Annotated in this window: 17 protein-coding genes; 9 read left to right on the forward strand and 8 right to left on the reverse strand. The window is 69.8% G+C overall.

Translation table 11 applies throughout. The features are described from left to right. Positions 1–63: 63 nt before the first annotated feature. Entirely contained in the window at positions 64–1,710 is a 1,647-nt protein-coding gene (locus LXT21_RS34505; protein WP_254042484.1) for a HEAT repeat domain-containing protein, read from the reverse strand. A 115-nt stretch (positions 1,711–1,825) separates the two neighbouring features. On the opposite strand from LXT21_RS34505, the gene LXT21_RS34510 reads away from it, so the two are divergent. Further along, the gene (locus LXT21_RS34510) at positions 1,826–2,089 is read left to right on the forward strand and encodes a hypothetical protein (protein ID WP_254042485.1); all 264 of its coding nucleotides are present in this window, start codon (positions 1,826–1,828) and stop codon (positions 2,087–2,089) included. 12 nt (positions 2,090–2,101) lie between these two features. On the opposite strand, the gene LXT21_RS34515 is transcribed toward LXT21_RS34510, so the two are convergent. Genes LXT21_RS34515 through LXT21_RS34525 form a run of 3 tightly spaced genes read right to left on the reverse strand, consistent with a single transcriptional unit; the run spans position 2,102 to position 6,419 of the window. Next, positions 2,102–3,805, reverse strand: a complete 1,704-nt coding sequence (locus LXT21_RS34515) for a sodium:solute symporter (protein WP_254042486.1) — start codon at positions 3,803–3,805, stop codon at positions 2,102–2,104. Further along, positions 3,802–3,960, reverse strand: a complete 159-nt coding sequence (locus LXT21_RS34520) for a hypothetical protein (protein ID WP_170300405.1) — start codon at positions 3,958–3,960, stop codon at positions 3,802–3,804. The genes LXT21_RS34515 and LXT21_RS34520 overlap by 4 nt, the downstream gene beginning before the upstream one ends. 8 nt (positions 3,961–3,968) lie before the next feature. Beyond that, positions 3,969–6,419, reverse strand: a complete 2,451-nt coding sequence (locus tag LXT21_RS34525; RefSeq protein WP_254042487.1) for a PIG-L family deacetylase — start codon at positions 6,417–6,419, stop codon at positions 3,969–3,971. Positions 6,420–6,601: 182 nt separating this feature from the next. Here LXT21_RS34525 and bshC point away from each other — a divergent pair, with 182 nt between their 5' ends. The 3 genes from bshC to bshA are packed head-to-tail and all read left to right on the forward strand — an operon-like array spanning position 6,602 to position 10,190. Beyond that, positions 6,602–8,227 carry a bacillithiol biosynthesis cysteine-adding enzyme BshC gene (gene bshC, locus LXT21_RS34530; RefSeq protein WP_254042488.1) on the forward strand — a complete coding sequence of 542 codons (1,626 nt, stop codon included), beginning with the start codon at positions 6,602–6,604 and terminating at the stop codon, positions 8,225–8,227. Beyond that, the gene (gene bshB1, locus LXT21_RS34535; RefSeq protein ID WP_254042489.1) at positions 8,224–9,030 is read left to right on the forward strand and encodes a bacillithiol biosynthesis deacetylase BshB1; all 807 of its coding nucleotides are present in this window, start codon (positions 8,224–8,226) and stop codon (positions 9,028–9,030) included. The genes bshC and bshB1 overlap by 4 nt, the downstream gene beginning before the upstream one ends. Continuing rightward, complete coding sequence (gene bshA, locus LXT21_RS34540; RefSeq protein WP_254042490.1) at positions 9,027–10,190, forward strand: N-acetyl-alpha-D-glucosaminyl L-malate synthase BshA; 1,164 nt, start codon at positions 9,027–9,029, stop codon at positions 10,188–10,190. The genes bshB1 and bshA overlap by 4 nt, the downstream gene beginning before the upstream one ends. Before the next feature lie 25 nt (positions 10,191–10,215). Here bshA and LXT21_RS34545 read toward each other — a convergent pair whose 3' ends face one another. Beyond that, the gene (locus tag LXT21_RS34545; protein WP_254042491.1) at positions 10,216–11,061 is read right to left on the reverse strand and encodes a DUF2911 domain-containing protein; all 846 of its coding nucleotides are present in this window, start codon (positions 11,059–11,061) and stop codon (positions 10,216–10,218) included. A 207-nt stretch (positions 11,062–11,268) separates the two neighbouring features. Here LXT21_RS34545 and LXT21_RS34550 point away from each other — a divergent pair, with 207 nt between their 5' ends. From LXT21_RS34550 to LXT21_RS34565, 4 genes are all read left to right on the forward strand, one after another. Next, entirely contained in the window at positions 11,269–12,558 is a 1,290-nt protein-coding gene (locus LXT21_RS34550) for an AAA family ATPase (protein WP_254042492.1), read from the forward strand. A 178-nt stretch (positions 12,559–12,736) separates the two neighbouring features. Further along, positions 12,737–13,462 (forward strand): DUF1775 domain-containing protein, encoded by a 726-nt coding sequence (locus tag LXT21_RS34555; RefSeq protein WP_254042493.1) that lies wholly within the window; start codon positions 12,737–12,739, stop codon positions 13,460–13,462. Between the two features lie 17 nt (positions 13,463–13,479). Further along, on the forward strand, positions 13,480–13,671 hold the full coding sequence (locus tag LXT21_RS34560) for a hypothetical protein (RefSeq protein WP_254042494.1): 192 nt from the start codon (positions 13,480–13,482) through the stop codon (positions 13,669–13,671). A gap of 91 nt (positions 13,672–13,762) precedes the next feature. Then, the gene (locus LXT21_RS34565; RefSeq protein ID WP_254042495.1) at positions 13,763–14,263 is read left to right on the forward strand and encodes a hypothetical protein; all 501 of its coding nucleotides are present in this window, start codon (positions 13,763–13,765) and stop codon (positions 14,261–14,263) included. Positions 14,264–14,328: 65 nt separating this feature from the next. On the opposite strand, the gene LXT21_RS34570 is transcribed toward LXT21_RS34565, so the two are convergent. The 3 genes from LXT21_RS34570 to LXT21_RS34580 form a co-directional block, all read right to left on the reverse strand. Further along, on the reverse strand, positions 14,329–15,276 hold the full coding sequence (locus tag LXT21_RS34570) for a hypothetical protein (protein ID WP_254042496.1): 948 nt from the start codon (positions 15,274–15,276) through the stop codon (positions 14,329–14,331). 69 nt (positions 15,277–15,345) lie between these two features. Then, positions 15,346–17,712, reverse strand: coding sequence for a YfhO family protein (locus LXT21_RS34575; protein ID WP_254042497.1), 2,367 nt, complete (start codon positions 17,710–17,712; stop codon positions 15,346–15,348). A 144-nt stretch (positions 17,713–17,856) separates the two neighbouring features. Beyond that, on the reverse strand, positions 17,857–18,303 hold the full coding sequence (locus LXT21_RS34580; RefSeq protein WP_254042498.1) for a hypothetical protein: 447 nt from the start codon (positions 18,301–18,303) through the stop codon (positions 17,857–17,859). 293 nt (positions 18,304–18,596) lie between these two features. Here LXT21_RS34580 and LXT21_RS34585 point away from each other — a divergent pair, with 293 nt between their 5' ends. Beyond that, positions 18,597–19,478 carry an RNA polymerase factor sigma-32 gene (locus LXT21_RS34585; RefSeq protein WP_046716002.1) on the forward strand — a complete coding sequence of 294 codons (882 nt, stop codon included), beginning with the start codon at positions 18,597–18,599 and terminating at the stop codon, positions 19,476–19,478. Positions 19,479–19,563: the final 85 nt, after the last annotated feature.

Genomic DNA, 19,563 nt, shown 5'->3' on the forward strand with positions numbered 1-19,563 from the left:
GCCCAAGATACTCCCCGTGACCGACAATCCCCTTCATGAATGTCTTCTATTGGAGGATGGTGGCTAGCGAATGGCTGGCAGGGATTCGTCGAGGCGACTCCGCTCTCGGCGCACATCACAGACAGGGTCCCATGTGCCCAGGGCCCACGGGAGGACTTCTTCCTGGATGGCGCGATGAAGGGCTCGCACGGCCTCCCACGGAGACAAACGCTCCTGCGCACGAGCGCTCGTCCCGAATACGCCATTGCTCCACGCTGGCCCCGACAACGCCCTGCTCGCCGTGGAGAGGCCCCCTCTCAGCGCCCGGTCATACGTATCGCTCTCCTCCAGTGACACCGGGCCGGACAGCGGAATGCAACGCGAGCCGTTCGCCAGTGACCAGGACGCGGAGAAGGCCGCAGGCGCGCTCATCTGACTGGGCACGAGATTCGATGCACGACGCGCTCGACGAGCCGACTCCTCCGTCGGAGCACACACCCAGTCCTCCATGGCGGCGAGGCCACGACGCGGCCCATCGTCCTCGGGATGCTCGTCATCCCAGTGCCGCATCACTCGACGTGTGGCGGCGAGCATCATCCGCACCCGCGCCTCCGTCCCCTGCCCCGCGCACGCAATCGCCCAACGGACGAGCACATCCGCGGGACTCTCCGCCGCACTCGAAAGAGCAGGTAGCTCCGCACGAAGCGCTGCAACCAGGGACGACGACGTCCCCGACACCGGTGGGTACGTGCGCCCCCGGAACTCGTCCCGAAGGATGTCGTCGATGGCCGCGTCGATGAAGACCTGCGCCCACGAGCCATTCCGCAGACGCAACAAGTCCGACACCACGGACACCGCCTTCACTCCACAAGTTCCCAACAGGCCGATGGCGCGAACCCCCGATTCAAATCGAATCGAGCGCTCACTCGGGCGCTCCCGGGCGTTCCCCGCCTCCTCGACCAACAACCGTAGAGCACGCTCGGGTGCGTGCACCCACAAGGCACGCAGCGTCTCCGTCCGGTTGTCATCGTCAAGCAGGAGATGCTCCTCCAACGGAACGACCAGCTCCGCATCCGGAGGCGTCACCCGCTCCAGCACCGCGAGCGCGAAGCGGCGGTTCCACGCCCGCGAGTCCCCCAGCAGCGTGAGCGCCACACTTCGCACCCGCGGTGGCACGGGGCCCGTCAGCCGTGAGAGGACCTGCGCCGCGCGCGCACGGACCTCCTCATCCCGCTTGTCCTCCAGGCACGCGAAGACAGCGCGAAGCACCGCCGCCGTGGGGCGCGGGCGCAGCTTCGCCATCAAGCCCAGCGTCGCGCGGCGCACCCGGGCGCTCGGTCCCTCCAGCAGGAAGAGCAACGCGGGGACCACCCCCGTGGGCTCGGGGTCCACCCGCGACAGCAGGTCGAGGCACGTGAGCTGACGCGACTTCTCGGAGTCACGCCATTGCTCGGAATGACTTGCCTCCAGCATCTCCAGCAACGCCGGAACCATCCCCAACCCCGCATCGAGGATGTGCAGCTGCGCATCCTCGGAGTCCTCGAGGTCCATCTCGGGGTCCTCGGGGTCGAGTTCGGGCTCCTCGGGATCCAGGTACAAAGCCAACCACTCGCGCGCAGTCCGCCCCGCCCAGCGGACCTCCGCGCGCTGGAGCTCCGCATCCAGACGCCGGAGGGAGGAGAGGTTGTCGGGACGGGCCTCCCGCCGCGCCCGCTCCAGGTCGTCACTCATGTCCGACATCCTCGCCGCTTGTCGCCGGGCTCACCAGGACACTCGGACCTGGTTGCGCCCGAATGCCCCCATCCCGGTAGGCTCATGCCATGCACCAGTCCATGCAGGTCCGTCCATGAGCCAACGGCCCTGGCTTCTCATCGCCATCCTGAGCAGCGCAGTCATCGGAGTGGCCTACGTCGGCTTCGCGGACGTCGGCACCGTGTGCGCCTGTCACGACGGAGGCTTCTCGGACGGCCTGCGACTCCCGCTCGACGACAAGGACACCTTCTGCGCCAGCAGATGCGAAGGCCAGGGCGGAGGCCTCGAGCTCCGCGATGGACGTCTGTCCCTCGCGGAGCTCGAGGCTACCCGGGCCGCGCTCGGCAACTCGCCGTAGCCCGTGGACTGCTCAAGTCCCAGGGGCCGGAGCGGCCTCCGGCCCACGTGGCAGCACCGTCTGCGCCACCAGACTCAGCACCACGACGAGCGCGCAGCCAATGACGTTGTACCAGAGGTAGCCGATGTCGCTGAAGATGAAGAGGCCAATCACCGTCGACTGCGAGATGACCGCCGCCGTGAAGACGGCATGCCCTCGCACGAACTTCAGGAAGAACGCCACCAGGAAGATACCCAGCACCGTCCCGTAGAAAATCGAGCCCAGGATGTTCACCGCCTGGATGAGATTGTCGAGCAGTGACGCGAAGGTCGCGAACCCCACCGCCACCAACCCCCAGAACACCGTGAACAACTTCGACGCGATGAGCACATGCCGGTCCGACGCCTCCGGACGGAACACCCGCCGATAGAAGTCCACCGTCGTCGTCGCCCCCAGCGCATTGAGCTCACTCGCGATGGAGCTCATCGCCGCCGACAGGATGACCGCGATGAGCAGCCCGAACAGCCCGCTGGGCAGCCACCGCTTCACGAAGCCGATGAAGATGTAGTCCGAGTCCTTCGTCTCCGCCCCAGGCAACGCCCGCGTCACCAACGCCTTGGCGTCCTTGCGGACCTGGCTCGCCTCACCCGCCGCCGCGCGCAGTGACTCACGCACGCCCGTGCGCGAAGCCTCATCTCCCGCCGACAGGTACTGCTCCACCTGCGCGCGCTTGCTCGACTGGACCTGCTCCCACTTCGTCTCCAGCGCCGCGTACTCCGCCGCCTGCGAGGAGCCTCGCATCCGCTCGCCCAGCGTCTCGTTGAACAGCAGGGGCGGCGTGCTGAACTGGTAGAAGACGAAGACGAGGATTCCGACGAAGAGAATCAGGAACTGCATCGGAATCTTCAGCACGCCGTTGAACAACAATCCCAGCCGGCTCTCCGTGATGGAGCGCCCCGTGAGGTAGCGGCCCACCTGCGACTGGTCCGTGCCGAAGTACGACAGCGCCAGGAAGAAGCCGCCCGTGAGCCCGGACCAGAAGTTGTAACGGTCCTGCACGTTGAAGTCGAAGCTCACCACGTTCATCCGACCGAACGCGCCCGCCACGTCCACCGCGTCACCGAACGACACGTGCGAGGGCAGCCGCCAGAGGATGACCAGCGCGGCCACCACCATGCCGCCCATCATCACCACCATCTGCTGCTTCTGCGTCTGGCTGACCGCGGTCGACCCACCCGTCACCGTGTAGAGGATGACCAGCGCCCCCATCGCCACCACCGTGGGCTCCAGCGCCCAGCCCAGAATCGTGGAGAGGATGATGGACGGCGCGTAGATGGTGATGCCCGCCGCCAGGCCCCGCTGCACCAGGAACAAGAAGGCGCCGAACAGGCGCGTCTTCAAATCGAAGCGCGACTCCAGGTACTGGTACGCCGTGATGACGTTCAGCCGGTAGTAGATGGGGACGAAGACCGCGCTGATGAGGATCATCGCGAACGGCAGTCCGAAGTAGAACTGCACGAAGCGCATGCCGTCTTCGTAGGCCTGTCCCGGCACGGAGAGGAACGTGATGGCGCTGGCCTGCGTGGCCATCACCGCCAGGCCGATGGTGGGCCACTTCAACTCACGAGCGCCGCGGAGATACTCCTCCGTGTTCTTCGCCCCCCGCGACTTCCACATCCCCCACAGCACGATGGTCGCCGTCGTCCCGACGAGCACCACCCAGTCGAGCAAGGTCACGAGTACACCCAGGTGAGCGCCGCCGACAGGACGACGAAGAGGACGAAGACGCCGACCACCAGCAAATAGATGTTGCGCCACGAGCCGAGCAGCGGCGGCGCGTCATCCAGCTCCGGCCGCTTCTCGACGGGCGCGGGAGACGAAGAGGGATTCACGGGAGGGCTCATTGCGCGAGGACGTTCGCCAGGAGGCGGTAGGCGCCGGGGACCCCGGCGGGAAGCTGACGGAAGAAGGCCAGGCCCGTGTAGACGAACACGCCCTTGCCGTGACGCGCGACGAGCAACGAGCCCTTCAGCGGCTCCTCGCCCGCGTCGTTCATCGCGAACACCGGGCGGTACTTGTCGTCCCACTTCGACGCGAAGTAGAGCCCGCGCTCCTGCACCCAGCCGTCGAAGTCCGCGGACGTCAGCCGGTTGGGCGCGCGCAAGAGCGGCTCGTCCGCCGACACCGGCGTCATCACCGCCGTCTCGTCCGTCACGCGCTCGCGGCCAATCTCCAGCGGGTACGGCCCGACGAAGGCCGACAGCGGCCCCACCCGACTGTTCGTGTTGTACTGCACCACCAACCGGCCGCCCTGCTTCACGTAGTCGAGCAGTCGCTCACGGTGCACCGCGAGGCGAGGGTTGGCGTTGAAGGCCCGCACGCCGACGAGGATGGCGTCGAAGCGCTCCAACTTCTCCGCGTCCAGCCGCTCCTCGGGCAGCACCGTCACCTCGTAACCCACGGCCTCCAGGCTCTCCGCCACCTTGTCACCCGGGCCAGGGATGTAGCCCAGCCGCTTCACCTTCGTCGCGAGCGCGAAGGGGACCAGCGTGGCCTCCGAGGACTGCCGCACCGCCAGCGGCGGCAGGTGCTCGTACGACACGGACCGCACCCGCCACGACTCGGCGCGCCCGCCCGCATCGACGACGACACGCAGGCGCCCCTTCTCCGTCGCGCCCTTGGGCGGCGTCACCTTGAAGTGCACGGTGCGCTCGTCGCCCCGCGTGGCGAACTGGAACGCGTGCTCCGCGGGCTCGGCGCGCCAGCCCTGCGGCAGCTCCAACCGCGCCTTGCCGCTCACGTCCGCGCGGCCCGCGCCCAGGACCACGGCCACCGTCTGCGCCGCGCCGTTGGGGAACATCACCCGGTCCCGCTCCAGCGTCGCCGTGACAGCCGGGACGATTTCGAACGCGCGGTACAGCTCACCGCGCACCGGGTCCGTCCACACGTGCACCACCGGCCGCGTCACCGTGATGCGACGACCCGCGGCCTCGTACACGAACGACACCGACAACGCGGGGCCCGCCTCGGGCAGCCCCGTCAGCGCGCGGTCCGCGTCGTCCAGCGCGAACAATCCACCGGAGACGGGCTTGCGCAGCCAGTACGGCGTGGAGACGGCCGCGTCGTCGGGCAAGGCGAACTTCTTCTCCAGCTTGAGCGGCGCATGCTCCGCGAGCACTGAGTCCACCGCCACGCGCTCCCCACCCGGCAGCGTCACGCTCACCAGCTTCAGCGCCGCGGGCGAGCGGTTCAGCGCGTGCAGCGTCACCGCCACCGACGTGCCCGGCGTGCCCGTGGCCTCGGCGGCCCGCGCCTCCAGGAACAGGCCCGCGCACGCGGCCACCAGCGCCTCCGTCTCGCGCAGCTTGGCGGCCTTCCACGGGTGCTCGTCCGGCAACGCGGACAGCGCCTCGTGCACCTTCAGCAGCGCGGGCACCGAGCGATGCGGCGCGCGCGCGTCGAAGCCCTTCTGCGCCTCCTCCACCGCACGGGCCACGTTCTCCGTGCCCTTCCAGCGGCGCCAGGACAACTCCAGCCCCTCGAAGACGTCGGCCTTGGGCCGCGTGCCGTCCAGCGGCTGGAAGTACTCCAGCAGCGGACCGCGCTCGGCGGGGACACCGAAGCCCTGGCTCTTGTGCTGGCTGCGGCTCTCCGCCGAAACCTCTCCCCACGAGCGCCCCAGCAGCGCGTCGTACCCGCCCACGTCCACCTTGAGATGGGCGGACATGTCCGCATCCGGCTTCAGGCTCCACGTGGAGACGTTGTGCAGCAGCCGGTCCGCCTTCCACGGCTTCACGAGCGACAGCTGCTCCGGGAAGCGCGACGGGTCCGCGGCGGCCGCGAAGGCCTCGGCGGCGAGCAGCGCGGACGCGGTGTGGTGTCCGTGGTTGGGCGGCTTCGTGTTGAAGCGCGTGACGATGACGTCCGGCTGGAAGCGGCGGATGGCGAGCACCACGTCCGCCAGCACCGCGTCGTGGCCCCAGATGCGCAGCGCCTCGTCGGCGGACTTCGTGTAGCCGAAGTCCCTCGCGCGGGTGAAGTACTGCTCGGCGCCGTCCACGCGGCGCGCGGCGAGCAGCTCATAGGTGCGGATGAGGCCGAGCATCTCGTCCTGCTCGGTGCCGATGAGGTTCTGTCCGCCATCGCCGCGCGTGAGCGAGAGGTAGCCCGCGCGCAGGCCCCGCTCTCCGACGAGCCAGGCGAGCAGGCGCGTGTTCTCGTCGTCCGGGTGGGCCGCGACGTAGAGCACGCTGCCCGTCACGCCGAGGCGTCGCAGGCCCGCCGCGATTTCTCCCGCGTGCGGTTGTCGAGGGGTCTGCGCGAAGGCCGTGGTCCCGATTCCAAGGCTCATGGCCAGCGTCATGCCAAAGGTGAGCAGGGTTCGCATCCGGCCGCGGACCCTACAACAAGGTTCCTCGCCACGCGCGAGCAGCCTTCATCCACGATGACGCGGCCAGCCACGCTGTCACGTCGAGTGTGCGTCACGGTCCTTCTGCGTGCCGGAGGAAAGGCGACCTGTTATCACCGCGCACCGTGACGCCCTCGTTTCCCACCGCGTGGCTCCAGGGAGACCCACGCGCGCTCGCCTTCCTGCCCGACCGCTTCCGTCACCGCGCCGCTCGCGCGGAGGCCGCGGCCGCTGCCTCCACCCGCTCCGTGTCGCCCGCGCTGCTCGAGGTGCTGCGGGCCCAGAACGCCCGTCTGGCGCCGAGCCCCGCCAGGGCACGACACCTGGAGGAGCTCGCCCTCCCCGGCACCACCGTGGTGGTGACGGGACAACAGATGGGGCTGTTCCTCGGCCCCCTCTTCACGCTCTACAAGGCCGCCGCCGCCATCGTCGCCGCCCGAAAACTCCGGGAAGAAACCGGCCGCCCCTGTGTTCCCGTCTTCTGGCTCCAGACCGAGGACCATGACCTGCCGGAGGTCGACCACTGTTTCGTCGCGAGCCCGAGAGGCGCGCGATGTCGCGTGTCGCTCGACCTTCCGGAGGCGGCCCTCTCGCGCGCGCCCATCTCCCACCGCAAGCTGGGCTCCGGGGTCCTCAAGGCCCTGGAGGCCCTGCGCGCGGAGCTGGGCGCGGAGCCCCAGGCCGAGGAGCACCTCTCCCTGCTCGAGTGGGCCTACCGCCCCGACGCGACGCTCGCGGAGGCGTTCACCGAGGTGCTCTCCACCCTCTTCACCGAAGAGGGGCTGGTGTTCATCGACCCGAGGGACGCGCGCCTCGCGCCGCTGGCCGCGCCCATCCATCGGCTCTCGCTCGAGCACGCCGCCAGCATCTGCGCCGCGCTCACCCAGCGCGTGGAGGAGCTGACCCACGCGGGCTTCTCCGAGCAGGTCTACATCCGCCCCGGCGCGCCGCTGGGCTTCTTCTCCCCGGACGAGGTCGACGGCGCGCGCTACCGGCTGGACCCCGCGGGCCCGGACACGTGGAGCCTCGTGGGCCACCCGCGCGGCGCCACCGTCACCACGGCGGAGCTCTTGCGCGCGCTGGAGCAGGAGCCCCTGCGCTTCACCACCTCCGCGCTCCTGCGCCCGCTGCTCCAGGACACGTGGCTGCCCACCGCCGCGTACGTCGGCGGCCCGGGCGAGGTCTCCTACTTCGCGCAGCTCGCCCCGCTCTACGCGCACGCGGGACTGCCCATGCCGCTCGTGGTGCCGCGCGCCCGCTTCCGGGTGCTCGATGACCGCGCGCGCAGGCTGCTCCACAAGCTGGGGCTCACCGCGGACGAGGCGGGCCAGCCGCGTGAAGCGCTCCTGGCGAAGCTGGCCACGCGCGACGCGGCCGAGCCCTACGAGCCCGCGGGCACCGTGGAGGCGCGGCTGTTCGGCGCCTTCGCCGCCGAGTTGGACTCGCTGGGCGAGTCGATGCTCAAGCTGGACCCGCAGCTGTTGGACGCGCTCAAGCGCACGCGCGGCACCGTACGCGCGGCGGTGTCACGCCTGTCGGCCCGCTACGGCCGGGCGCTCGCGCTGCGCGACGAGGTCACCACCGAGCGCGTGGACCGGCTGCGCGCCATGCTGCTGCCGGAGGGCGCGCCCCAGGAGCGCATCCACGGCATGGCCTACCACGCGTGTCGCTTCGGCACGCGGGCCTTCACCCGACAGGTGCTCGACGCCTGCATCCCGTTCTCCGGCGACCTCCAGGACCTGCTGCCATGAGCGCGAGCGGCGCGACGTACGGGCTGGAGGCGCTGGCCTTCGGCCCCCACCCGGACGACGTGGAGCTGTTCTGCGGCGGGCTGATGGCGCGGCTCGCGAGCCAGGGCCACCGCACGGGCATCATCGACCTGTCCCGAGGGGAGAAGAGCTCGCGCGGCACGCTCGAGTCGCGCGCCGAGGAGACGCAGGCCGCCTCTCGGGTGCTGGGCCTGTCCGTGCGAGAGAACCTGGAGCTGCCCGACGGCTGGCTCAACCCGTGGGCCGGCTTCGAGGCGCCCGAGCCCGAGCGCGTGCGCGCCTCCGCCGTCGCCCGCGTGGTGGAGGTGCTGCGCAGGCTGCGCCCGGAGCTGGTCATCGTCCCGTGGGAGGAGGAGCGCCACCCGGACCACGAGGCCGCGAGCGCACTGGTGACGCGCGCGCTGTTCTTCTCCGGCGTGCGCAAGTTCGAGACCGAGCCCCCCAGCGCGGCCTTCACGCCCCGACAGGTCCTCTACTATCCGCTGCGCCACCTGGCCGAGCCGAGCTTCGTGGTGGACGTGTCCTCCGTCTACGAGACCAAGACGGCGGCCGTGCGCTGCTACGCGAGCCAGGTGGAGCCCCGCCCGGGTGCGCCCGCGACGCTGGTGGGCTCCGCGCTGTCGCTCTCCTCCCTGGAGGCGAGGGACCGCTTCTACGGCGCCCAGGTCGGCGTCGCCCATGGCGAGCCGTACGTCGTCCGGGAGACGCTGGGGCTCGTCGACCCGGTGGAGCACTTCCGCCGGAATAGCTTCGAGAAGCCCCTGTTCTTCCCTCACCGCCGATGAGTCCTCCCCTCCGCATCGCCATCACCTGCTTCTCGACGTTCGGCGGCAGCGGCATGGTCGCCACCGGCATCGGCCTGGCCATGGCCGAGCGGGGCCACCGGGTCCACTTCATCGCGCGCGAGCCGCCGGTGCGCCTGGACCACCTGCCCAAGGGCGTGTCGTTCCACGAGGTGAAGGAGAGCGACTACCCCGCGCTCCAGCGCTCCGGCACGTACCCCATCGCCCTGGCGTCCAAGATGATTGAGGTCGCCACCCAGGAGCACCTGGACGTGCTGCACGTGCACTACGCGGTGCCCCACGCCACGGCAGCGTGGATGGCGCGCGAGGTGCTGGGTGACAAGGCGCCGCGCATCGTCACCACGCTGCACGGCACGGACACGACGCTCGTCGGCGTGCACCCCAGCTACCTGCCGATGACGCGCTTCTCCATCCTGAAGAGCGACGCGGTGACGACGCCGTCCGCCTTCCTGCGTGACGCGACGTGGAGCGGCTTCGGCATCCCCGACAGCTTCCCCATCGAGGTCATCGCCAACTTCGTGGACACGGAGGCGTACGCCCCCGTGCGCGAGCGCGCGCCGCTGAAGTCCTTCTTCCCGGACCTGGGCGACGACGAGCCCGTGCTGGTGCACGTCTCCAACTTCCGCCCCGTCAAGCGCATCACCGACGTGGTGGCCGTCTTCGCGGAGGTCCACCGTCAGCTGCCGTGCCGGCTGGTGATGGTGGGCGACGGGCCGGAGCGCGAGCCCGCGGAGCGGATGCTGCGCGAGCTGGGGCTCTCCCACCGCGTGGCCTTCCCCGGCAAGCAGGAGCGCTTCGTGCGGGTGCTCGCCGCGTCCGACGTCTTCCTGCTGCCCAGTGAGCAGGAGAGCTTCGGGCTCGCGGCGCTGGAGGCGCTCAGCTGCGGGGTGCCCGTGGTGGCCAGCGACGTGGGCGGCATCCCGGAGGTGGTGCGCCACGGCGAGACGGGCCTCCTGGCGCCGCTGGGTGACGTGCGCGCCATGGCGGGCCACGTGCTGGGCCTCTTGCGAGACAGGCCGAGGTGGCGGGCCTTCTCCCTCCGAGCGCGGGCCGACGTCGTCGAGCGCTTCAGGCTGGAGCCGGCCATCGACCGGTACGAGTCACTCTACCGACGACTCGCGGGCGGAGCCCCCCGACGCTGACGGAGGGCTCCACCGGGACGGAGGACTACTTGTTCTTCCAGTCCGCCAGGGCCTTGGAGACCTGGTCCTTGTAGAAGAAGTTCGGGGCCTTCTGGCCCAGGTCCCACGAAATCTGCGCGGCCTTGCGGGCCTCCGCGTACTTGCCGCTCTTGGCGAGGATGTCCGCGCGAATCCACTGGTTGTACCAGGTGGAGTCGATGGCCACGGACGCGTCCGCCAGCTTCAGCGCCGCGGCGTAGTCCTTGGTGGAGTCCGCCACGTAGCGGGCCGCCTGGGCGTGCTCACTGGCGCTCTGGGACACCGACTTCTCGATGTTCGCCTTGGCCAGCTTCGCGGTGTCCGTCTTGATGGGGATGGAGACGCGCAGCTTCTCCCACTCGAGGTCCAGCGACGTGGTGTCGTCGGTGGTGTTGCTGAACACGTACGTCAGGCGCTCACGGCTGGGAATCTCCGCCGTGGTGCCGGCGACGGTGGCGATGTCGTTGGCGGGCGAGTACTGGGCGGGCGTGGAGAACAGGCCCAGCTCCTTGTTCAGCATCACCTTCCAGCCCTTCTGCGAGGGCAGCGTGACGATGGAGTAGGTGCCCGCGGGCACGGCCTTGCCACCGAAGGTGACGTCGTGGCTGAAGGTAATCTTGGTGGCCGCGTTCGCGCCCGAGCGCCACGGCTTGTCCCAGGGCACCAGGTCACCCCAGACCTTGCGGCCCTTCACCGCCGGGCTGGAATAGTCGACGGAGATGGACGTGACGCCCACCTCCTGCGAGACCTTGGCGGAGGGGCTGGAGGCGGGCAGCTCGAGCTGGGCGGCGGCCGGGGCCGACACGAGGACCACCAGCGCCGAGAGCAGACAACCGAGGGCAACGTTCTTCATCGTCCTCACTTCATCCTTTCTGGATTCTGCATCCAGGGTTCTTGAGGGGTGCGAAAGCGCGCGGAGTGTATAGACGAGTCCGAAGCCCACCAAACGCTTCGCGCATGCCTGGACGCGTCATGTTCCGGGCGGCCCACCAGACACTCCGGTGCGTGGAGTATTCCCGTCGGACCCCGGGAGCACGAAGCTGCCGGGTGAGGACCTCGCATGAAGCTCACCCGGCTCACCGTCCATCACTACCGCGGCGTCGCCCCTGGCACCGAACTGACACCCGGGCCCACGCTCAACCTCGTCCTGGGTGAGAACGGCACCGGCCGCACGACGCTGCTGGAGCTGGTGTCCACCGTGCTGGGCTCGGACTTCTCCGGCCTCATCCACGAGCGCTTCGCGCTGGAGTACGAGCTGGCCTTCCCGGGCATGAAGCTGCACGTCTTCGCGCGCAACGACACGCGGGTGCCCGAGCGCACGGAAGCCACGCCCCGGCAGGGCGCGGGGCTCTTGCCGCTGCGCGTGCCCACGCAGGAGTCGGGGCTCCAGCCGCTCATCGAGGTGGAGCTCCTCCTGTCGTCGCCGTCGACGCGGCTGGTGCTGCGCGCGGACTCGGAGGGCCTCGACTGCAAGGTGGATGGAGAGAGCGCGTGGTCGCGCACCATGCACTGGTCGCTGCTGGACCGCTCGGTGTGGACGCTGTTGTTCATGACGGCGCAGTACATCGATGTGGGGCTCAAGGAGCGGCTCAAGACGCTCCTGCGTCGCACCTTCCTGCTCGCGCCCCAGCGCTTCGACGAGGCGCTGGGGATGTACGAGAAGCTGGGCGCCATCCGCTACGCCATGGAGGCGCACGACGGGGAGATCTTCCCGCTGGGGTTGATGGCGCTGCCGTCCTGGATGCCGGGGTGGCTCAAGGAGCGCGTGGAGCTGGAGCCCCTGGTGGACGCGCTGGAGCTGCGCCATGACGCGCTCGAGCATTCGTTCCTCGCGCGCTTCGTGGGGATGGCGGGCCTGTCCTCCGGACGGCTGCGCGTGGAGGTGCTGGAGAAGCGCTCGTACGACAACGGCGGGCGCGTGGGCTTCGGCGGCTTCAGCTTCCACTTCGTCCGCCGCGACGGGGGCGCGCTGTCCGGGGCGGAGCTGGGCTTCGGCCAGAAGCGGCTGCTGTCGCTCTTCTACTACCTGGACGTCAACGAGGACTTCGCCATCCTGGACGAGCCCGCCAATGGCCTGCACCCGCGCTGGGTGGAGGCCGCGCTCGGGGAGATGGGAGGACGGCAGGTGTTCCTCGCCAGCCAGAGCCCGCTGCCGCTGGAGCACGCGGTGTTCACTTCCGACGAGGAGCTGCGCGCGTCCCTCATCCACTGCGGCCCGGTGGCCCACGAGGGCCAGGAGCGCATTGGCTGGGTCCACCCCACGCGGCAGCTCGCCGCGAGCCTCTTCGAGTCCCACCGCGGCGGCGCTCGGCCCCTGGGAACCCTGCTCAGGGAACAGGGCATGTGGTGAGGCCTGTCATCCACGGACAGGTGCGGCGAATTGTCGCGGGCCCCTCCGGTCTCCGGATGATTGTCGCTGGCAAGTGATGGGGTTGCCCCCCGGGCTGCGGCAAAAGGCCACATCGGTGGCGTACGGGCTGTCTGGTAACCCGGTTCTCCAGCGCAATCCCTTCCACTGGAGGCCCTGCTTGAAGACTTCCCTTCCACTCCTGCTCGCGTCCGCGGGCCTGCTGGTCGGCACGGCCGCCCAGGCGCACATCGGCGCCTCCGGCGTCGGTCCCGCCATCGAAGGCACGTCCTACGAAGTGCAGTTCACCGTCGGCCACGGCTGCGAGGGCCTGGACACGTACCGCCTGCGGATTCAAATCCCCGAGGGAGTCACCTCCGTGCGTCCGATGGACTCGGCGTTCGGCAAGGCGGTGGTGGAGAAGGACGCGAGCGGCAACGTGAAGTCCATCACCTGGACCCGCGCTTCCGCGACGGAGGTGCTGGCCGCGGACACGCATGCCCACCGCGTCGCCTTGCGCGCCCGCATGCCGAACACGCCGTTCGCGAATGTGTACTTCCCCACCACGCAGACCTGCCTCGATGCCCAGGGCCAGGAGAAGACGGTGGAGTGGGTGGGCACGTCCGGAGACCACGGGGGACACGGCACCGAGGACGCCGGCAGCGCGCCGCAGGCCGAGCCCGCGCCCGCCGTCTTCATCTACCCCGCGCGCACGCCGGGCTGGAACAAGTACACCGTGCAGGAGCACGTGCATGACCTGAGCGTGTTCAAGGACGCGCTCATCGTCTGGTCGGGCAAGAGCGCGTACAGCGCCAACCCGGTGACGAAGGAGCTCATCGCGTCCGAGCCGGACACGACGCCGCTGACGGAGATTCATCCGGGCACGGAAATCTGGGTCAAGTACTGAGGCGGGGAGGAGGAACGATGACTCGCCATCTGTGCGCCGTAATCGCCGCGTGCGCCGTGCTGGGCGCGTGCTCGGACGACGACAAGAAGCCCTCGGGCTCGCAGCAGGACGCGGGGCCGCTGTCCACCCAGGGGCTCACGCCCTCCTCGCTGGAGCGCCCGCCCACCTCGGGGGGACTGCCCGCGGACCTGAAGCCGCCGGGGCGCTGAGGAGAGGACACACGCGTGTCGAGGCGCGCGTCCACTCCGGGCTCGCGCCCGCTTCTTTTCGAGGGGCCGGGCCCGCGATTATGACGGGCCCATGAAGACGCTCACGGAATGGGGGCTGGCGGTCCTGCCGTTCATGGCGCTGGTCCTGCTCTGGCGCTTCTCTGTCTCCCGCGAGAAGCGACACACCCAGCCGCTCTACCGCGCCATCGACGCGGGCGACTTGAGTGAGGTCCAGGCCATCCTCTCGAAGCAGGCCTTCGCCAACCTGCGCTCGGGAGTCATCGCGAGCGGCATCGCGAGGGCCGTCGAAGCCAGACAGCTCGCCGTGCTCGACTTCCTGCTCGGCCCGGAGGTGAAGCCCGTGACGCTCACCCAGAAGCTCGATTGCTTCCTGCACGACCAGGCGATGAAGGGCGGCTGGAGGGGCATGGTGCTCTGGCGCGCACGACACTCGGGACTGTTCCTGCCCTGGAGGGACCTGAGCAGGAAGGACAAGCTCCGGCTGAGGTCCATGGCCACCCGCGGCGCCGCGCAGGCGCCCTTGAAGGTGTTTCTTCGCCACGACAATCTTCGAGGCTGGCGCGTCGCCTGAAACGATGAAGGGCCCGTGCGTGTGCACGAGCCCTCGTGGACTTCACCGGTGCGCGGGGGGGCGCGTCAGAACTGTCCGGCGCGCGCCTGCTCGAAGGGCACGCGGTGCTTCACGTACATCGTGTCCATCATGTGGTTGCCGATGAGGTTCAGGTTGCCATCGGTGAAGCGGTGCACCACGGCGCCCTTGCCCGCGTCCTTGGCGAAGGCGATGGGGTCGAAGCTGCCGCCCAGGCCGGTGAGGGTGGGGACGGCGTCCGCGTTGTTGATGTAGTGCACGTACTGGGGGCCGTCCGGGTAGCGCGTGGACGCCGCGCCGAAGGTCTCCACGCTCAGCTTGCCCATCAGCTTCTCGACCTGGGCGGAGGACATGCCGTCCTCGATGCGCAGCCGGCGCTCCACGTCGAACAGGGCGCGCGCGGTGATGAGGCCGCCCTGGCTGTAGCCCATGAGGTGGACCTCGCGGCCCGCCTTCAGCTCGCCGTAGACGGTGTCCGCCAGGGTGTCCACGGCGGGGTTCTTGCCCTTGTCCAGCTTGTCGCCCACGCACTGGGCCAGGTCCGCGACGAAGCCCTCGGTGGCGTTGTGGATGCCGATGACGCGCGCGTCGGCCTTCTCCGCGATGGCCCGCATCTCGCTGAGCTGGTTGGCGGCCGGCGTGAGGATGCCGTTGATGTAGAGGACCGTCTTGTCGGGGTTCGGGTTGTTCTGCGGCGTGACGCCGGGGATGTCCTTGAGCGGCGTGCCGGGTGGGAAGGTCTGTCCCTTGGCGCCCATCAGCTTGCCGTCCAGCGTCTTGTCCGGCTTGGCGTTGCCGCCGAACAGGCGCTTGACCTCGCTCAGGTGCGTGGCTTCGAAGACGTCCTTGCCCTGCTCCAGGAAGCGCGGGACCTCCTTCAGCCCGTTCTTCGCGGCCTCCACCAGCCCGCCCAGCGGGTTCTTCAGCGACGCGCGCTGGGTCTGCGACGGGGCGACAGGCGTGGAGACGGGGCGGTTGCGGTCGATGGGGCTCATGAAGGGCTCCGGCCCATGGGGGTGCTGGGCGTTCCCATCATTTTCTCACACGGGCATCGGGAAGTTGCTTCAGGGCCCCCGAGGCGCGCCAACCTCCTGGAATCCGAGGCGTTTCCTCTCCGTGCGCCTGCCCACGACGTCGAGTACGGCCAAAGCGAGCAGCGTGCCCAGAGCGACGAGGAGCCCCGGGCGCAGCCCCGGTGTCCGGTAGCGCAGCTCCACGTGGTGCTGGCCCGCTGGCACCGCCACCGCGCGAACCGCGACGTTGGCGGGGAGGATGGCGGCCTCCTGTCCATCCACCCACGCCGTCCACCCGGGCTGGTAGGCGTCATTGACGACGAGCACCGCGGGCTCGGAGACCTCCACCCGCGCGAGCAGGTGCTCGGGGGAGGGGCGCTCCACGCGCACGGTGCTCGTCAGCCGCGCGGAGGCCTCGGGCAGGGGCCCGGTGGCGCACTCCACGACGGCGACGTCGCGAGGGGGCAGCGGGGACGCCAGCATGAGGCCCAGCGCCTCATCCATCCCCGACACGCATCGAGGCCGGGCGACATGGACACGCGGCAGGGCGTCGGAGTGGTGCACCAGCGACGTCCCGAACAACGAATCCTGGGCGATGAGCCTCGCGGTGGGAGGCAGGGCCGACGCCGCGAGTTCCCTGGTGTCATGGACGGAGAAGGGCGTGCCCAGGCGTGGCGCGAGGTGGCCGTACCAGTGCGGCCGGTCCTGCCGCAGCTCGCGCACCCGGACGCTCTCCCCCGGAAGGTAGCCATTCGCGCTCTCGAGCCCCCACAGCACCATCGTGTCCGGCTGGAACGTCGTCAGCAGCCGGAGCGCCATGCGCTCGTTGAAGTCATACCCGGGCACGTTCCAGGTCCCGAGGGTGCGGACCTCCATCGACACGCGCACGGGCTCTCCCGGAGGAGCCTCGCGACGGATGGGCTCGACGAAGGGCGGAGCCACGTCCAGCAGCTCCGCGGGCGCGAGCACGTAGAACGGCTCGCTGCCCCACCACAGCGCCCCCAGCTGGAGCGCGACCAGGAGCCCCCCTCGGAGCCCGCGTGCCCGGAGGAGCAGCGTGAGCAGCGCGCACGCGAGCGCGAGCACCGCCGTCACCACCCCCACGCGCACCACGTTGCCGGACAACGCGGCCACCACCCCGGCGGGAGCCTGGGGCCAGCGGGAGACGAGCCCGTGGCGGCTCCAGGCTCCGAAGAACGCCTCCGCCACCGCCACGCTCCCGCCCACCCACACCACCACGCCCGCGGCCCATGCGACCGCCCGGCGACCTCGCCCCTCATCCACACAGGCTCGCCACCCCAACCCCGCCGCCACCGCGAGCCCGAGTGACACCCAAGGGACCAGCTTCTCCGGGTAGCGGAAGGGGCGCCAGGGAGGGACCCACTGGTAGACCCAGCCGTAGACGGGCAGCGCGTCTCCCAGACAGAGCATCACCCAGAGGAGCCATGCCCCCGCGAGGACCCAGGCGCGGGGGCGCCTGGCGAACGTGAAGAGGGCCGCCAGCGCGAGCACACACGCGGGGGTCCCCACGTAGACGCAATCCACCCAGACCCGACCGAAGCCGCCGGACGGCACCAGGTTGCGGACCACGGACTCCGGGATGCCCCGCATCCCCTCGACATCCGCGAGGAAGGAGCCCATCAACAGCTCCCCCAGGCGCAACGGCGCCAACGAGAAGCGTTGCGACTCCACGAGCGAGCGGGCCCCCGGCGCCCCCGAGCCCGCGAGCGCCGCGGCCGGAAACAACTGCGGCGCGGCCAACAGGCCCCCCGTGGCGACCAACACCAGACACATGCCCAGGCGTCGTCGCCAGGTCCCCGCGGCGGGGTCGACACAGGCCACCAGCACGACGGCCGCGTTCACCATGGCGAACCCCTGCGCGTCACCTCCCGCGACCACCAGCGCCAGCAACGCTCCGCCCGCGGCCAGCCGCCTCACCGAGGGCTCTCGCAGGAAGCGGACCGCCGCCCAGAGCGCCGCTGGCACCGCGCTGGCGGACAGCAGGTAGGTCGAGTTGTTGGTGATGGCGACCAGGTAGCCACAGAACGCGAAGGTGATGGCGGAGAAGAGCGCTCCAGCCCGGGGGACCTGATAGGCCCGCATCAGCGCGTACGTGCCGACCAGCGCCAGCAGGTAGCAGCACAGGAACGTCGCCGTCCCCGCCGCGCCGGGCGGCAGCACCAGGTGAAGCAACGCGGTGGGATGGAACGCGCCCGCGTTGATGGCCCCCACGAAGGACTGACCGAAGCCGTCGTAGGGGAACCACTCCGGCAGCGAGAACTGGGACACGCGCTCGGCCCAGAAGACCCGCGTCGGATAGAAGACGCGCAGCGTGTCCCCGGCGATGAAGACGCCGCCACTGGCCAACGCCCGGATGAAGAACCCCAGGGGCAGCGACACCAGGAGCGCTGGCAACATCCAGGCGGGCCACCTTCGTGGCGCGTCGGCCTCGCCCATCCGCTTCGCGTCGTCCGTCATCGAGCCCCTGGCTTCAAGTCGTCCTCCGGACGCCAGACGGGCTCCTTCTTCTCATGACGCCCAGGCCACGGGTAGCCCCGCGCCTCAGTGAGGTGACGGAGGCAGCGGCTCCGAGGGCTCCCCGGAGACCTTCCGCTCCACCTGCCTTCGCACCAGGCGCTTCGTCGCCGTCTCCTCGTCCTCGGTGCGCTGACGCCGCCGCACCAGCCCCTGGCTCTCGTCCACGAACCAGAAGAGGACCCGGTAGAAGGCCGCGATGACGGTGATGAGCAACGAGGACAGCAACCACCGCAAGCCCCACCCCACCCACCCTCCCACCACCACGTCGATGGCGTACGTCCCCGTCAACGGCACCAGCACGAAGGCCACATAGTGGGACAGGCAGTAGGGACACGACACCAGATACCCCCACCACGTGTCCTTGCCCCCCAGCCGCGCCCGGAGCGGCGCGAAGATCCGCTCGCGCGCGACGGTCTGCGACACCCCCATCACCACCGCCGACACCGCGAAGAGCTGGAACAGGTCCGCCATGCCCCAAGGTGGCGATGCCACAGGACGCCGCGCACAGCCGCCTCCCTGCTCGCCCGGGCTCCTCCCCACACCCACTCCCAGGCTCCGTCGACTGGAAGACAGTCGGAAGAGTCTTCGGATCAGCCCCCTGTAAAAACGAAAGAGGTCCGCCCTTAAGCACCCCCAGGCGGTGATGCAAACCCCTGGACTCCTTGGGAAATGGCGCAAGTGGACGGTGGCATGCGCATTGCGAAGGCCCCCTCCCGTGCCGCCGAGGCGCGGCTCCCATACGGCCCCCTTCCCCGAGAGACGCCATGCAGGATTCCTCCCACTTCTCCTCCCCGGACTCCCTCTCCACGTACCTCTCGGAGATCAATCAGTACCCGCTGCTCACGCAGCCCCAGGAGCAGGAGCTGTCGCGGCGCTTCCGCAAGGGCGACCTCATGGCGGGCCACCAGCTGGTCACCAGCAACCTGCGCTTCGTGGTGAAGGTGGCCTACGAGTACCGCTCCTACGGCCTGAAGATGTCGGACCTCATCCAGGAGGCGAACATCGGCCTGATGAAGGCCGTGCAGAAGTTCGACCCGGACAAGGGCATCCGCCTCATCTCCTACGCGGTGTGGTGGATTCGCGCGTACATCCAGAACTGCATCCTGCGCAACTGGAGCCTGGTGAAGCTGGGCACCACGCAGGCGCAGCGCCGCCTCTTCTTCAGCCTGGCGCGCACCCGCCGCGAGCTCGAGCGCATGGGCGCCGGCGACGCGAGCATCGTCAACGCGGAGGAGATTGCCCGCAAGCTCAACGTGAAGGCCTCCGAGGTGCGCGAGATGGAGCAGCGCATGGGCGGCCGTGACTTGTCGCTCGACGCCCCCGTGGGCGAGGACGGCGACGCCACGCACCTGGACTTCGTCGAGTCCGCCACCGCCTCGCACGAGGACGAGGTGGCCGACCGCCAGCAGGCGGGCCTCACCCGCGAGCTGGTGCAGCGCGCCCTGCGCCGGTTGGATCCGCGCGAGCGCTTCATCATCGAGAACCGGGTGATGGGTGACTCCGAGATGACGCTCAGCGAGCTGGGCGAGCACTTCGGCTTCTCCCGCGAGCGCGCCCGCCAGCTGGAGATTCGCGCCAAGGACAAGCTCAAGGCGGAGCTGGCGCTGCTCATGGCCGACGCCGGCCTGGACGCCGCGTCGCTCTGAAAGCCTTCCATCGGCCCCTTCACCGGGGACGCTGAACCACACCGAGTCCGTCCTTCGAAAGAAGGGCGGACTCATTCGTTTGCGG

This window comes from Myxococcus guangdongensis (genome assembly GCF_024198255.1).
Taxonomy (GTDB): Bacteria; Myxococcota; Myxococcia; order Myxococcales; family Myxococcaceae; genus Myxococcus; species Myxococcus guangdongensis.